Genomic DNA, 14,559 nt, shown 5'->3' with positions numbered 1-14,559 from the left:
ACGGTCGGATGGTGCTCGAGCAGATGGGCCGCCATCCCGGCGCGCTGTGATCCCTGACCGGGAAACATGGCCAGGGTCGTGCCGCCGGGCATGGCCGTCGGCACGGTCGAACTCGTCATGGTCGATGTCATCGCTGCTCCTCTGCCCGCCGCGCGATGCGGACGGGATGGGGGTGGATACGGGCGGCAACCGCCCACGCCGCCGGGGCCTTGTGATAGCCGCTGCCGCGACTGCGCCGCCAGGCGTTCGAATGCCGCTGGCGCGCGGGGCGGTCGGTTGCGGTGCCACCCGCGGCCAGCACGGCGAAGACCGCGACGAGGGCGGCGATCTCGGCGTCGTCGGGGTTGCCCCGCGTGATCACGATGTCGGGCGCGCTCACAGCGGCATGTTTCCGTGCTTGCGGATGGGAGTGTGGGCGCGCTTGGCGGAGAGCATGTCCAGTGCTCCGATCAGGACGCGGCGGGTGTCGGCGGGATCGATCACGTCGTCGACATGGCCGCGGCGCGCGGCCACCAGCGGATGCATGAGCTCGTCCCGGTAGTCCTCGATGAGGTTGCGACGCATGGCATCCGGATCCGCTGCGGCGGCGATGCGCTTGCGGAAGACGATATTGGCGGCGGCCTCCGCACCCATGACCGCGGTCTGGTTGGTCGGCCAGGCGAAGGACAGGTCGGCGCCGATGGACTTGGAGTCCATCACGATGTAGGCCCCGCCGAACGCCTTGCGCAGGATGACCTGGATTCGCGGCACCGTCGCCTCGCAGTAGGCGTACAGCAGTTTCGCGCCCCGCCGGATGATGGCGTCGTGCTCCTGACCGACGCCGGGCAGGAAGCCCGGCACGTCGACCAGGGTGACCAGCGGGATATTGAACGAGTCGCACATCCGCACGAAGCGTGCCGCCTTCTCCGAGGCGTCGATGTCGATCACCCCGGCCAGTACGGCGGGCTGGTTGCCGACGATGCCGACCACCTTGCCGTCCAGCCGGGCGAGCGCGCAGATGATATTGCGCGCCCAGCGCTCGTGGATCTCGAGGTACTCGCCGTCGTCGACGATATCGGCGATGACCAGGCGCATATCGTAGGGCGCGCGGTCGTCGGCAGGCACGATGGCGGCCAGTTCCGCACAGCGGCGATCGACGGGGTCGGGCGTCCACACTTCCGGTGGCGTCTCCTGATTGTTCGCGGGTAGATAGCCGAGCAGGGTACGGACATCCTCGAAGCAGCTCCGTTCGTCGGCCGCGACGAACGCGGCCACCCCGGTCGTTTCGGCGTGCACCGCGGCCCCGCCCAGCTCTTCCTGGCTGACCCGTTCACCGGTCACCTCGCGCACCACGTCCGGGCCGGTGATGAACATGGTGCCGGTGCCCTCGACCATGAAGGTGAAGTCGGTCAGTGCCGGGGAGTACACCGCTCCACCCGCACAGGAACCCAGGATCACGCTGATCTGGGGCACCACGCCGGAGGCGCGCACATTGCGGGCGAACAGGCCGCCGAAACCGGCCAGAGCGTCGATGCCCTCCTGAATGCGCGCTCCCCCACCGTCGTTCAGTCCGATGATGGGCGCGCCGCAGGCATCGGCGAGATCGAACAGCTGGTGCAGTTTGCGGGCGAATACGGCGCCGAGCGCCCCGCCCCGCACCCGGGCGTCGTGGGCGAAGACGAAGACCCGGCGACCGTCGATCCGGCCCCAGCCGACCACCACGCCGTCACCAGCGGGATGGGAGTCCTCCATGCCGAATCCGACGGCCCGATGCTCGGCGAAAATGCCTATCTCACTGAAGGTTCCGTCATCGAGCAGGTGCTCGATGCGGGTGCGTGCGTCGAGTTTGCCGCGCTCGCGGTGGCGACGGTCGGCCGCATCGTCCGCCGGGGCGTACGCCGCGGCACGGGCGGCGGCCAGGTCGGCGGCCGCCGCGCTCATTCCATCCACCGCGGGCGACGGTTCGCGCAGTGGTGCTCGGATCTCTTCGTACAGGAACATAACCCCTACCTGACCCAGCTCTTCTCGAACACTCTCGATGCTGGACGAGTGACCTTGAATTTTTCTGGGAGGGGGTCTCGAGCATGCCCGCGCCCGGCACCGCGCGGAGTTCACCGTCGGATATTTCGAGCCGCATCCGATTGAATGATCCGACAACTAATTCTGGCGATCTTCCAGCAAGCCTCACAATTGCAGCGAGGACATTGCCAGGCCAGTGTGACCCAATTCACTGAAACGCCAGCTACTCCGAAGTGCGAGTACACTCTCGGAAGTATCGGCAATGCCCCGAAATCCGGGGTGCTGAATCCCCGTTGCAATTCGCCGTAGAATGCTACGTGCCGTGTTTATCCAGTGTTCAACAGGTGGTAACAATTCGCAGATCTCCAGCCCATTGATTATGAATCTTCACTGAGTCGGGAATTCGCCACCATTGCATGGGGGAAGTGCGTTGTTCAGTATTCTCGGACCGATAGACCTGCGCGTCGAAGGGAAATCGATAAATCTCGGACCAGCCAAACAGCGGGCCATCCTCGCCGCACTCCTCATCGACCTGGACCGGCCCGTACCACTCGACGTCCTGGTCGAGCGGGTGTGGGGCGACCGGCCGCCGGTCGATGTCAGAAATCTGATCTACACCTACATAGCGCGGCTGCGCCGCAAGCTCGCGACAGCGGGCGACGACGAGCTGACGCCCAGCCTGAAACGGGTCGCCGGCGGATACTGCCTGCAGGCCCGGCCCGAACAGGTCGACCTCTACCTCTTCCGCAAGCTGCTGCACCAGGCTCGCCAGCCGGAGCATTCCGAGGCCGAGCGCAGCGCCCTGATGGCCCGCGCGAACGCACTGTGGCGCGGGGTGCCGCTGTCCGGCATCGGGGGACGCTGGGCCGCGGCCATGCGGCACAGTCTGCAACAGCTGCGGCACGAAGCCCTGGTCGAGTGGGCCGACCTGGAAGTGCGACTGGGCCGCCCCCGAGCGGTCATCGACCCGCTCCGCCAGGCGTACGTCGAGAACCCGCTGTCGGAATCGGTGGTGGCGCACCTGATGATCGCGCTCTACACCGACGGTCGCAGCGCAGAGGCCCTGCAGCTGTTCGAGCAGATCCGCCAGCACCTGTCCGCCGAGATCGGCGCCGATCCCGGTATGCAGCTTCGGGCGGCGCACCGCGACATCCTCCAGGGCCGGACCATCGGTCCGCACGCCGACGGCCCGGCGTCCACCGGGCAACCCGCCCCGCCCGACGCGACCGCGACCGCGACGACATTTCGCAGCGCCAATCTGCTGACCATCGATCTGCCCGATTTCGTGGGCCGCGAACAGCACCTCGGCCGATTGCGCGCCGCATTGACTCCCGGCGACGGTCCACTGCTGCCATCGGTGTCGGTGCTCTACGGGCCCGCGGGATTCGGAAAGACGACCATCGCAATCCGAGCGGCCTATCAACTGCGTCCCTCCTTTCCATCCGGTCAATTGTTCGTGGACCTCGCCGGAACAAGCTCGACGCCCCTCGCCCCGGCGACCGTGCTGGAGCGATTCCTGCGCGCTCTCGGTGTCTCCCGCCCGGAGATACCGGACGACTTCGACGAACGTGCGGATATGTATCGCGCATTGCTCGCCAATTCTCGTACCCTCGTCGTCCTGGACAATGCCGCCGATGCGTCTCAGGTGTCGCCGCTACTGCCCGGAACCGGAAACTGCGGCGTTATCGTCACCTGCCGTCGCCGCCCCTCCGTGCCCACCGGAGTTCCGGTAATTCGTGTCGGCGCGATGTCGCCCGAGGAATCCGCCACCATGTTGCGCCGACTGGTGGGTGCGCGACTGGACCGAGAACCGGAGGCGGCGGCGGAACTGCTCGAATTCTGCGGGGGATCACCGCTGCTGCTGCGTATCGTCGGCGGACGCCTCATCATGCGGCAGCACTGGACCGTGTCACGGCTGCTGTCCCGGCTGCGCGACGACGACCGGCTGTTCGGCGAACTCTCCGACGGCGAGCATGACGCCGGCGCGCGGATAGCGGAGACCTTCGATGCCATGGATCACGAAACCCGTTCGTTCTACCTGAAACTCGCCAATCTGCCCGACCGTCCGATGGACATCCCGACCGTGGCCACCTCCCTCCGTCTGAGCGAGGACGAGACCGAACTGCGGCTCGAACTTCTCTCCGACATCCACCTGGTGGATACCGTGCCCGGCGCCGACCGCTATGTCGTGCCGAGGCTCAATCGCCTCTACGCCCGGACCATGTCGCCGCGGCCCGAGGTGGTCAGGCTGCCGCGCGGGGTGATCGGGCTCTGATCGGATCGGCTCTGGTCGGCCCCGCGCGGTCGGGCGCTCGGGGTGGGGAGCCTCATCGGCTCGCCACCCCGTCCTCGGCATCGCGCCGCGCCGGGTCGCCGACCAGCAGCGCCGCCGCCCGTTCTCCGATCATCAGCGCGTGTGCGTTGGTGTGCCCGCGGGGAATGCGCGGAATCACCGACGCGTCGGCCACCCGCAACCCGGCCACACCGTGGACGAGCAGTGTCGGACCCACCACCGCGAGCCGATCGTCCGGCATGCCCATCCGGCAGGTGCCGACCGGGTGGAACACCGTGGTCGCGGTGGTCCGCACGAAGTCGGCGATGCCGTCATCGGTGACCGGGAGCGGCATCAGCGGCGCGCCGACCGTGGCCAGCAGCGGTTCGGTCGCCATGACCGCGTCGGCGAAGCGGTAACCCCGGATCAGCGCGGTCATATCCGCGGGCGCACTCAGGTAGGCGGGGTCGAGGCGGGGTATCCGCTCGGGATCGGTGTCGACGATGTCCAGCCGCCCCCGGCTCTCCGGTTGCAGCAGCACCACGCTCACGGTGCGACCGGAGACGAAACCCTGCTCGCCGACTGCGATCGGCGACCAGATCAGTTCCAGGTCGGGTGCGGCCGCATCGCCGAAGAACGCCACGGCCTCACCGATATTCGAGGTGAGCGGTCCGCGCCGCTCCCGCTCGAACTCCGCTCGCGCCCGCGCCCCGTCGATGTCGGCGAAGCGGTCCTCGCCACGCACCGCGTAGGGCAGGTTCACGATCAGGTGATCGTGCAGATTCGCGCCCACACCCGGGAGTTCGACCCGCGGGTGGATCCCGGCCGCGGCCAGCCGCTCCCCCGCTCCGATCCCGGACAGCTGCAGCAGCTGCGCCGACCCGATCGCGCCCGCGCACAGCACGATCTCCCGGCGCGCCGTGAGCAGCCGCCCGTCCACCTCGACGGCGACGGCCCGGTCGTGCTCGTCGAGGTGAATCCGTCGCACCAGAGCTCCGGTGCGGACCACCAGGTTGGCGCGCTCGCGCGCCGGGCGCAGGTAGGCGTCGGCAGCGCTGAACCGCCGTCCCCCGCGCTGCGTCACCGGGGTCAGGGCGCATCCGGCGGCGGTGAGATGCCCGAGCCCGCCCGCGATCTCGGGCAGTCCCGCCGCCCTGCACCCGGCGAGGAATGCCCGGGTACTCGGGTCCGGGTCGGCCGGTGGCGAGATCCACTGCGGGCCGGAATCGCCATAGGTGATGCCGTTCTCCGGCAGACCGGCCCAGCGCTCGGCGCGACGCAGGTAGGGCGCGACCCGCTGCCAGGACCACAGGGGTCCGGCGGCTCCGGCCCAGTGGGTGAAGTCGTGTGGTTGGCCGGGCACCCACATCTGGAAGTTCATGGTCGACGACCCGCCCAGCACCTTCCCGCGCGGCCAGTCGATGACGCGCCCGGCCAATCCGGCCTGCGGTGTGGTGTGCAGCCGCCAGTCGACCTCGGAGCCGAACTGGCGCACCGAGTGCAGCGGCACCCGCAATTCCGGATCATCGTCCGGGCCGCCCGCCTCGAGCAGCAGCACCCGCAGCTGCCGGTGCTCGCTGAGGCGGGCGGCGAGTACACATCCGGCCGTGCCCGCGCCCACCACAATGAAGTCGAATTCGTCTGCGACGCTGTCGATCTCGTACATCGTATCCTCCGGGGCACGGGTGGCCGGTCAGTTGGCCGCGAGTTCGGCCAACAGCGAGGGCTGCGTGGGCGTCCAGCCCAGTTCCTTCGCGGCCTTGGCCGAGGTGGCGACCTGGTCCAGCAGGAAGGCGTCCACCATGACGCTCCAGTACTGGCGGGCGTCCTCGGGATCCCAGTCCCGCACGGCCGCACCGCTCTTCTCGGCGGCAACCCGCGCGGCGTCGCGCACCCGCACGGACTCGTCCAGGGTGCCCAGATACACCGCGCCCGCCGGCGCGGATTCGACGGCCAGCGCGTACAACTCACCCAGATCGTCGGCGTGGATGACCGACCAGCGGTTGGAGCCGTCGCCGAAATGCCGCACCACGGCGCCCTCGGCACTGTCCTGCGGGCTCAGCAGCATCGGCACGTAGCCGCGCCCGCCGCCGTAGACCAGCCCCGGGCGAATGCGCACCGTGCGTACGCCCCGCTCGGCCGCGGCCCGCTCCAACCGTTCCTCCACCGCCGGACGCCAGCCGACCACCATGGGCGGATCGAAGGGCGACTGCTCGGTCACCGGCGTGTCGCCGGTGTTGCCGTGCAGCCAGAGCCCGCTCGTGTAGACGAACCCCTTCCCGGTGCCCTCGAAGGCGCTGAGCACCGCCGTGATCACCGCGTTGTCCAGTTCACCGGAACGCTCGTCATTGCTGGAGGCGGTGTGCACCGCGGCGTCCACACCGGGCAGCGTCTCGGCCAGGGCCTCCGGGTCGAACAGATCCGCCACCAGGGGTTCCACCTCGTCGGGCACCGGCCGATCGGCACCGGTCACGGTGCCGATCACGGTGTGGCCGCGACCCGTGAGGGCGCGCGCCACCGCACTGCCGATGGTCCCCGAGACACCGGTTACCAACACTCGCATCGGAATACTCCTTGTCCTGTCACTGCTAGTTTCTATCAACGTTAGAAATTGACTGTAGAGGGCCGTGCGATGATTGTCTACCGTTGTTAGAAATTCGAAGAGGAGAGCGGCCAGTGCCACGCGACGGCAAACGAATCAAGGGCACCGCGGACGAGCGCGCCGAGGCGCGCGAACGGCTGCGGTCCGAACTGCTCGCGGCGGCACGCGAACTCGCGCGCGAGGCGGGCGGCTACGACAGCGTGACCGTGCGCTCGGTTGCCGACCGGGTCGGCTACACGGTGCCGATCGTCTACCAGTTCTTCGCAGGCAAACGCGCACTGCTGGTCGAACTGGTGGACGTGGGGTTCGCCGAACTCGCCCACCGGCTCGGGCGCGCGCGCTGTCCGGATATCCAGCGCACCGAGGGCGGCCCCCTGCTCACGGTCGCCGTGGCCTACTGGGAATTCGCGCTCGACGACCCGCACCTGTACCGGCTCATGCACAGCCTGCCCGACGTACCGTTCGGAACACCCGACGCGCCGGCCTCGGCCCGCGCCTGCTTCGAGATTCTGCGCGAGACCGCCACCACCGGCATCCCCAATCTCTGCGCCGACACCCACGACGCCGACGCCGGGGCGGATCTGCTCTGGGCGCACCTGCACGGCCTGGTCAGCCTGGTACTCGACGGCCGCGTCAAGGGCGGTGCCGAGCGCGGCCGCGAACTGCTGGTCGACCTGACCCGCTGGCTCAACCTGCCGGAGCGGTACGCGGATCCCACAGCCGGGTGAAGCGGTCCAGCAGCACGCCCAGGTGCAACCCCTGGGCATCGGTGCGCAGCCGTCGGCTGCGTGCCAGCGTGACCAGTCCGTGCAAGGCCGCCCAGAACACCTCGGTATCGGAATCGGCGTCGTCCTCCCCCGCCAATTCGGCGATGACGGAACGCAATTCGCCGAACGCCCGGCGCAGTGGCTCCGGCGTCTCCGCACTGCCGAACGCCAGGTCCGTGGTCCGCACGAACATGGCGTCGTACAGCGCCCGCTGCCGCAGGCCGAAATCCAGGTAGGCGCGGGCGACCGCCCGCAACCGCCCCGCCGATCGCTCGGCGCCGGCACGGGCCGCACCCAGTTCTTCCGCCAGATCGGCGAAGCCCTGCACCGCCACGGCCTGCACGATGGCCTCCATGCTCGGAAAGTGGCTGTACAGCACGGGTTGGCTGTACTCGATGCACTCCGCGAGCCGGCGCGTGGTGACCGCACCCCACCCCTCGTCCTCCGCGAGCTGCCGCGCCGTGTCGATGATCAACTGCCGCCTGCTGGCCCGCTCCCGTTCCCGCCGCTCCCGAACCGTCATGCCCACATCCTATCGATCGCAAGTAACCCTATCGATGACACTGGACGTGTCGTTGACAATAGTCCTATCATTGCTAGCGACAGTCAGAGCCGTTCTCGAACGATGTTCAGATGAGGGAGCCGTCGTGGCACATCAGGTGCTGGCCGGAATAGCCGTTCTCGCCGTCGGGGTCATCTACGGAACCGATGTGTTCTGCGCACTGGTGCAGCGCTCGGCCATGGCCCGCGTCGACGACCGAGTACTCACCGCCGCAATGGGTTACATCCATCTCTACGGCGATCGCCGTCTCAAATTCCCGGGTGCGATCGGGCTCCTGACCACCATCGCCACCGCGGCCACCGCAGCCGTCACCGGCGCCGGCGCCGTCTCCGTCGCGGCCGGATGCACGGCCGTGGCGGCCCTCGTGGTGTGGTTCGCCATCTACGGGCGAATCAGCGCACCGATCAACGCCGCACTGACCGCGGCCGCGGAGGCCGGCAGCACCCCGCCCGACGCCCGCGCGCTCCAGCGGACCTGGGATTCCGTCATCAACCCGCGCTCGGTCCTGCAGGGCATCGCCCTGATCGGGCTGTTCATCAGCGCGGTCGCCGCCTGAGACCTTCGAAACCCCTTCAGCCACACCGAATCAGCAGGAGCAGACACCGATGCGAACAACCGCGCTGGGCAGCCGGGGACTCACCGTCTCCGCCTTGGGCCTGGGCTGTATGGGCATGAGCGTCGCCTACGGCCACGCCGACGAGACCGAGAGCATCGCCACCATCAGGCAGGCGCTCGACAGCGGTATCACCATGCTCGACACCGCCGACATGTACGGCCCGCACCACAACGAACTGCTGATCGCCAAGGCGATCGCCGGGCGGCGCGCGGACGTGGCGCTTGCCTCGAAGTTCGGCAACGAGATCGACCGGGACGGCAACCTCACCTGGCAGATCAACGGCCGCCCCGACTACCTGCGCTCCTGTGTCGAGGGCACCCTGACCCGGCTCGGGGTCGACCATCTCGACCTCTACTACCAGCACCGGGTGGATCCGCGGGTGCCGGTGGAGGAGACCTTCGGCGCCCTCGACGAACTGGTTCGCGCGGGCAAGGTGCGTTACCTGGGCATCTCCGAGGCCAGCGCCGACACCATCCGACGCGCGCACGCGGTTCATCCGCTCACCGCGGTGCAGACCGAATTCTCGCTGTTCACCCGGGATGTCGAGGACAACGGCGTGTTGGCCACGGTCCGCGAACTCGGTATCGGCTTCGTCGCCTACAGCCCGCTCGGACGCGGTTTCCTCTCCGGCGGCATCCGCGGCCTCGACGATCTGGCCGAGGACGACTTCCGACGCCTGTCCCCGCGCTTCCAAGGCGACAACTTCGCCAAGAACCTCGCCGTCGTCGACAAGGTGCGCGAACTGGCGGCCGAGAAGGGCGTGACGCCAGCGCAATTGGCGCTGGCCTGGGTGCTCGCGCAGGGCACCGACATCGTCGCGATCCCGGGCACCACCACGCGTACGCATCTCGCGCAGAACGTCGCCGCCGCCGACATCGCCCTGGAACCCGCCGAACTGGCGGCCATCGAGCGGCTGGCGCCCAAGGGCGTCGCGGCCGGGGAGCGTTACCCCGCGCCCGCCATGGCGCAACTCGATCTCTGACACCCCCTGTCCCGGAAAGGGATCGGCCATGAGCAACCCCTACCTCGAAGGAAACTTCGCCCCCGTCACCGAGGAACTCACCGTCACCGACCTCGAGGTGACCGGCACCATTCCCGAACACCTCGACGGCCGCTACGTGCGCAACGGCCCCAATCCCGTGTCCGAACTGGACCCCGCGACCTACCACTGGTTCATGGGCGACGGCATGGTGCACGGGGTCCGGCTGCGCGACGGCCGCGCGCAGTGGTACCGCAACCGACGTGTCCGCGCCGCGCCGCCGGGCGCGCCGCGCCACCGCGGGGGCATCGAACTGCTCGGCGCGAACACCAACGTCATCCAGCACGGCGGGCGCACCCTGGCGCTCATCGAGGGCGGCATGGCCAACTACGAACTCGACGAAGAGCTGAATACGCTGGGCGCCTGCGATTTCGACGGCACCCTACCGGGCGGTTACACCGCCCATCCCAAGGTGGACCCGAAAACCGGTGAGCTGCACGCCGTCACGCATTTCTTCGGCCGCGGCGACATCGTGCAGTACTCCGTGATCGACGTCGCCGGGCGCGCCCGGCGCATCGTCGACATCCCCATTCGCGGGGTGCCGATGATGCACGACTTCTCGCTGACCGAGAACTACGTGGTGCTCTACGACCTCCCAGTCACCTTCGATCCGCACGACGCCGCCGCCATGGTGCTGCCCGCACCGTTGCGCTACGCGACGGCGCTGCTGCTGTCGGCGCTCATCGGCCGGGTGCGGGTGCCGGATCCGGTCACCGCCATGATCGGTGCGCGGATGCGCCCCAACGACCGGCTGCCCGCCCGCTGGAATCCGGCGCACCCGGCGCGGGTGGGTCTGTTACCGCGCGAGAGCGGCCCCGAGCGGATTCGCTGGTTCGACGTGGCGCCCTGCTACGTCTTCCACCCGCTCAACGCCTACGAGGACGGCGAGACCGTGGTATTGGACGTGGTCCGACATCCGCGCATGTTCGTCACCGACCGCAACGGCCCCGACGAGGGGGCGACCACCCTGGACCGCTGGGTGGTGGACATCGCGGCGGGCACGCTGCGCGAATCCCGTCTCGACGACCGCTCCCAGGAGTTCCCGCGCATCGACGAGCGGCTGGTCGGCCGTCGGCACCGCTACGGATACACCATGGCGGCCAGCGGCGGCGGGGCACCCGCGGGCGCGCTCTACAAGCACGACCTCGAACGTGGCACCACCGTCGTGAAGGATCTCGGAAAGGGCCGCCAGGGCAGTGAATTCGTCTTCGTGCCCACCGCACCCGATGCCGACGAGGACGACGGCGTGCTGATGGGCTATTCCTACGACAGCGCCACCGACCGCAGCTCACTGCTGATCCTGGACGCACGCACCATGGAGACCGCGGCCACCGTGTCGCTGCCCGCGCGGGTGCCCAACGGCTTTCACGGCAACTGGCTGCCCACCGAAACGAGCCGCCCGTGAAGACCGTACGCATGACCGAGGAACTCATGTCCTACGTCACCGGGCACACCTCGCTCTACGACGAGGCGCAGCGACGCCTGGTCGCCGAGACCGAACGGCTCGGCGGCGCGGCGATCATGCAGGTGGCACCTGACCAGGGCGCGTTCCTCACCCTGATCACTCAGCTGACCGGCGCCCGCCGGGTTGTCGAGATCGGCACCTTCACCGGTTATTCCGCGCTGTGCATGGCTCGCGGGCTGCCCGCCGACGGCAGGCTCATCACCTGCGAGATCAATCCCGACTGGGTGCCCACCGCCACCGCGGCCTGGGAACGCGCCGGGGTGGCCGACCGGATCGAACTGCGGCTGGGTCCGGCGCTGGACACCGTCCGGTCCCTGGATCCTGAGTCCACCGTCGACCTCGCCTTCATCGATGCCGACAAGTCCGGCTATATCGCCTACTACGAGGAATTGGTGCCCCGCCTGCGGCCGGGCGGGGTGATCCTCGCCGACAATGTGCTCTGGTTCGGCACGGTGGCCACTCCCCCGTTCGACGAATCCACGGAGCTGATCCGGGAATTCAACGCGCACGTGCTCGCCGACCCGCGGGTGGACTCGGTGGTGCTCACCATCGGCGACGGAGTCAATCTCATCCGCCGCAAATCCTGACCGCCACGCCCGCTGCCCATCACGCCCGGCCGGATGATCCGACCGGGCGCTCGTCGTTCGCGGGCGGTGTGCCCGGTGCCGCTCAAGGCAGGAAAAGCTGCGCGCACAGCGCGGTCAGCGCCACCATCTGGATGCCGACCCGCAGATTGATCACGCTGTCCCAGCGCGCCTGCAACTCGCGCGCCCGCTCCAGGGTCCGCCCGTTCAGCGCCGCCGCGCTGAACGCCTCGTTCACCGGTTTGGCGACGCGCAGGTAGAGCACCATCCACGCGGCCAGCATGGCGACGGCGACACCGCCCGCCACCGCGGCCTCGGTGCGCCCGGCGACGATACTGGATACCAGCGCGACCGCGGCCGCGGCCATGCCGAAACCACCCGGTATGGGCAGCCTGCGGTCTCCGTAGTAGTGCACATAGCCCACCAGGTGGGTCAGCGCCCGCTCGTCGAGATGCCGCAAGGATGTCCGCCACACGACGGCGGCAAAGGTATCGGTGCCGTAGGTCACGGCGCATCCGATGACGGCCAAGGTCGCGGCCACGTAACTGAGGGTGTGCACGATTGTCTCCCGGGGTGCGAAAACTCGGTGGAGTGCGGCGAATTCGCGATCACCGCATCCCGATTCTCCGGTCGAGATCTGTCACGGAGCTGAACCGAAAACTACACCGAGGCTGGCACGGTCAGCTCGAATCATGCTGTGCTCGAGGTTCTTTCCGGCCGCGCGGGAGACCATGAAGGCGTCATTCCGCAGTGGCGACAGGAGTTCCACCATGACCAGAGGGATCCGACGGGCCCTCATCGCGGGCGGCGGCATCGGCGGTCTGTCTGCCGCTCTCGCCCTGCGCCGCCACGGTATCGAGACCGCGGTCTTCGAAAGCGCCACGCGGCTGCGTGACGGCGGCGCCGGACTGCACATCTGGACCAACGGCATGATCGGGTTGGACTGCCTCGGCGTCGCCGAGCGCGTGCTCGACATCGCCCCGGCGCAACAGGTGTGCGAGTTCCGCACCCATCGCGATCGGCGGCTGGGCACATGGCCGGTCGGGCGCTTCCCTCGGCGCTACGGCATGCCCACGGTGGCCATCGGCCGTTCGGATCTGCACGCGATCCTGCGCGACGCCTTGGCGGGCACCGAGATCCGGACCGGCGCGGAAGTCGTCGGCTTCCACCGGGACGACGCCGGGGTGACCGTGGAATTCGCAGACGGGGGCACCGAGCGCGGTGACGTGCTGATCGGCGCGGACGGCGTCAACTCCGCGGTACGGCGGCAGCTGGCGGGTGACCGGCCGCCACGGTTCACCGGGTACATCGCCTGGCGCGGCACCGCCGCGGTGGGTCCGAATATGGTGCCCCCCGGTACCTTTCGCGCCTACTTCGGCCACGGTACCCGCTTCACCTACTACGACACCGCGCCGGGCCGCACCTACTGGATGAGCGTCGCGAACGGCGCGCCGGGCGGCCGCGACGAGGGCGATCCGACCGCGAAACTGCTGCGCCGCCACCGTGATTGGCCCGATCCGGTAGCTCGGCTGGTGGCCGCGACCCCGGCCGCGGACATCCTGCGCCACGATGTGGTCGATCGGCCGCCGCTGCGCCGGTGGGGCGAGGGGCGGGTGACCCTGCTCGGCGACGCCGCCCACCCCATCACCTTCAATATCGGTCAGGGCGCGTGCCAGGCCATCGAGGACGCCCTGGTACTCGCCGAGCGGCTGGCCGACGCCACCGACGTCGAGGCGGCATTGCGCGCCTACGAGCGCGAACGAATCCCGCGCACCGCCGCCATGCAGCGACTGGCCTGGCGGATCGGCCGAATGGGCGCGTGGGAGCACCCGCTCGCCATCCGGGCGCGCGAGGAGTTCATGGCGGCCGGCTGGGATCTGTTCGCGTTCCGCGCCGCCGAACAGGACCAGGTCGCCTACGCCCTGCGCTATCCCCCGGTGCACGGCCGCACCCTCGAACCCTCGGCACATCACGACACTCGACAGGAGCCGCAATGACCGACAGCGTGGAATCCGACCAGCACTTCTTCTCGGCTTGGGCGGACAGCTGGTGGGACACCGACTCGAAGATGAACCCGCTGAAATCGTTCAACCCGCTGCGCTTCGCCTACTTCGACCCCTACGCCGCAGACGGCTGGAAGGGGGTGCGCGTGCTCGACGTCGGTTGCGGCGGCGGCTACACCACCGAATTCCTGCACGCCCGCGGCTCGGTGGTGTCCGGCGTCGACGTGTCCCCCAAACTGGTCGCGGCCGCGCGGCAGCACGCCGAGCAGACCGGCAAGGACATCGACTACCGGGTGGGCGCGGCCGAGGCGCTGCCCTTCGACGATGCCGCCTTCGACATCGTCACCTGCGTCGACGTCCTCGAGCACGTGCAGAGTCCGCGCGCGGCGGTGGCCGAGATACACCGGGTGCTGCGACCCGGCGGCCTGTTCATGTACGACACCATCAACCGGACCTTCATGTCGCGGATCATGATGATCTGGCTGCCGGAGCGGGTGCTGGGCATCGTGCCCAAGGGCGCGCACGATTGGAACGACTTCATCACCCCGGCCGAGATGAAGGGCTATCTGACCTCGGCCGGGTTCGCCCCGATCGGCGCGGCCAAGGGCATTGCCATCCGCGGGCAGAACAAGGACGGCAGCCTCCGGGCCA

General features: G+C 69.0%; 14 protein-coding genes. 8 read left to right on the top strand and 6 right to left on the bottom strand.

What is annotated here, in order from left to right:
* Nucleotides 1-127: 127 nt before the first annotated feature.
* Both QK444_RS18645 and QK444_RS18640 read right to left on the bottom strand, forming a co-directional pair.
* Complete coding sequence (locus QK444_RS18645) at nt 128-379, bottom strand: acyl-CoA carboxylase subunit epsilon (RefSeq protein WP_282782017.1); 252 nt, start codon at nt 377-379, stop codon at nt 128-130.
* A complete protein-coding gene (locus QK444_RS18640; RefSeq protein WP_282782016.1) occupies nt 376-1,980 on the bottom strand; it encodes an acyl-CoA carboxylase subunit beta in 1,605 nt (534 codons plus the stop codon). Before QK444_RS18640 ends, QK444_RS18645 begins: the two co-directional genes overlap by 4 nt.
* 448 nt (nt 1,981-2,428) lie before the next feature.
* On the opposite strand from QK444_RS18640, the gene QK444_RS18635 reads away from it, so the two are divergent.
* Nucleotides 2,429-4,273, top strand: coding sequence for a BTAD domain-containing putative transcriptional regulator (locus QK444_RS18635; protein ID WP_282782014.1), 1,845 nt, complete (start codon nt 2,429-2,431; stop codon nt 4,271-4,273).
* A gap of 52 nt (nt 4,274-4,325) precedes the next feature.
* On the opposite strand, the gene QK444_RS18630 is transcribed toward QK444_RS18635, so the two are convergent.
* Both QK444_RS18630 and QK444_RS18625 read right to left on the bottom strand, forming a co-directional pair.
* Nucleotides 4,326-5,936 (bottom strand): GMC family oxidoreductase N-terminal domain-containing protein, encoded by a 1,611-nt coding sequence (locus QK444_RS18630; protein WP_282782012.1) that lies wholly within the window; start codon nt 5,934-5,936, stop codon nt 4,326-4,328.
* Between the two features lie 27 nt (nt 5,937-5,963).
* Nucleotides 5,964-6,833 (bottom strand): NAD-dependent epimerase/dehydratase family protein, encoded by an 870-nt coding sequence (locus QK444_RS18625; RefSeq protein ID WP_282782011.1) that lies wholly within the window; start codon nt 6,831-6,833, stop codon nt 5,964-5,966.
* A gap of 113 nt (nt 6,834-6,946) precedes the next feature.
* Here QK444_RS18625 and QK444_RS18620 point away from each other — a divergent pair, with 113 nt between their 5' ends.
* A complete protein-coding gene (locus QK444_RS18620) occupies nt 6,947-7,600 on the top strand; it encodes a TetR/AcrR family transcriptional regulator (RefSeq protein WP_282782009.1) in 654 nt (217 codons plus the stop codon).
* Here QK444_RS18620 and QK444_RS18615 read toward each other — a convergent pair.
* Nucleotides 7,560-8,162: a TetR/AcrR family transcriptional regulator gene (locus tag QK444_RS18615; protein WP_282782007.1), complete on the bottom strand. Its 603-nt coding sequence runs from the start codon at nt 8,160-8,162 to the stop codon at nt 7,560-7,562. The genes QK444_RS18620 and QK444_RS18615 overlap by 41 nt on opposite strands.
* A 124-nt stretch (nt 8,163-8,286) precedes the next feature.
* Here QK444_RS18615 and QK444_RS18610 point away from each other — a divergent pair, with 124 nt between their 5' ends.
* The 4 genes from QK444_RS18610 to QK444_RS18595 are packed head-to-tail and all read left to right on the top strand — an operon-like array spanning nt 8,287 to nt 11,908.
* On the top strand, nt 8,287-8,757 hold the full coding sequence (locus QK444_RS18610; RefSeq protein WP_282782005.1) for a DUF1772 domain-containing protein: 471 nt from the start codon (nt 8,287-8,289) through the stop codon (nt 8,755-8,757).
* Between the two features lie 49 nt (nt 8,758-8,806).
* On the top strand, nt 8,807-9,799 hold the full coding sequence (locus tag QK444_RS18605; protein ID WP_282782003.1) for an aldo/keto reductase: 993 nt from the start codon (nt 8,807-8,809) through the stop codon (nt 9,797-9,799).
* Between the two features lie 28 nt (nt 9,800-9,827).
* Nucleotides 9,828-11,261, top strand: coding sequence for a carotenoid oxygenase family protein (locus QK444_RS18600; RefSeq protein ID WP_282782001.1), 1,434 nt, complete (start codon nt 9,828-9,830; stop codon nt 11,259-11,261).
* On the top strand, nt 11,258-11,908 hold the full coding sequence (locus QK444_RS18595; RefSeq protein ID WP_282781999.1) for a class I SAM-dependent methyltransferase: 651 nt from the start codon (nt 11,258-11,260) through the stop codon (nt 11,906-11,908). The genes QK444_RS18600 and QK444_RS18595 overlap by 4 nt, the downstream gene beginning before the upstream one ends.
* 82 nt (nt 11,909-11,990) lie before the next feature.
* Here the strand turns inward: QK444_RS18595 and QK444_RS18590 are convergent, their stop codons facing one another.
* A complete protein-coding gene (locus tag QK444_RS18590) occupies nt 11,991-12,464 on the bottom strand; it encodes a DUF1772 domain-containing protein (protein WP_282781997.1) in 474 nt (157 codons plus the stop codon).
* 211 nt (nt 12,465-12,675) lie between these two features.
* Here QK444_RS18590 and QK444_RS18585 point away from each other — a divergent pair, with 211 nt between their 5' ends.
* A complete protein-coding gene (locus tag QK444_RS18585) occupies nt 12,676-13,902 on the top strand; it encodes an FAD-dependent monooxygenase (RefSeq protein ID WP_282781996.1) in 1,227 nt (408 codons plus the stop codon).
* Nucleotides 13,899-14,559 (top strand): bifunctional 2-polyprenyl-6-hydroxyphenol methylase/3-demethylubiquinol 3-O-methyltransferase UbiG (gene ubiG, locus QK444_RS18580; protein WP_282781994.1); only part of this gene is annotated, 661 nt, incomplete at its 3' end. The genes QK444_RS18585 and ubiG, both read left to right, overlap by 4 nt.

The organism is Nocardia sp. CC201C (assembly GCF_030010695.1).
Taxonomy (GTDB): domain Bacteria; phylum Actinomycetota; class Actinomycetes; order Mycobacteriales; family Mycobacteriaceae; genus Nocardia; species Nocardia otitidiscaviarum.
Note: the sequence above shows the minus strand (reverse complement) of the source record. Positions and strands in the feature narration are given on the sequence as shown.

What these genes read in the sequence shown, in the direction of transcription:
- QK444_RS18585 (WP_282781996.1), top strand. Translation starts at nt 12,676, where the DNA reads ATGACCAGAGGGATCCGACGGGCCCTCATCGCGGGCGGCGGCATCGGC.
- QK444_RS18625 (WP_282782011.1), bottom strand. Translation starts at nt 6,833, where the DNA reads ATGCGAGTGTTGGTAACCGGTGTCTCGGGGACCATCGGCAGTGCGGTG.
- QK444_RS18615 (WP_282782007.1), bottom strand. Translation starts at nt 8,162, where the DNA reads ATGACGGTTCGGGAGCGGCGGGAACGGGAGCGGGCCAGCAGGCGGCAG.
- QK444_RS18640 (WP_282782016.1), bottom strand. Translation starts at nt 1,980, where the DNA reads ATGTTCCTGTACGAAGAGATCCGAGCACCACTGCGCGAACCGTCGCCC.
- QK444_RS18630 (WP_282782012.1), bottom strand. Translation starts at nt 5,936, where the DNA reads ATGTACGAGATCGACAGCGTCGCAGACGAATTCGACTTCATTGTGGTG.
- QK444_RS18600 (WP_282782001.1), top strand. Translation starts at nt 9,828, where the DNA reads ATGAGCAACCCCTACCTCGAAGGAAACTTCGCCCCCGTCACCGAGGAA.
- QK444_RS18605 (WP_282782003.1), top strand. Translation starts at nt 8,807, where the DNA reads ATGCGAACAACCGCGCTGGGCAGCCGGGGACTCACCGTCTCCGCCTTG.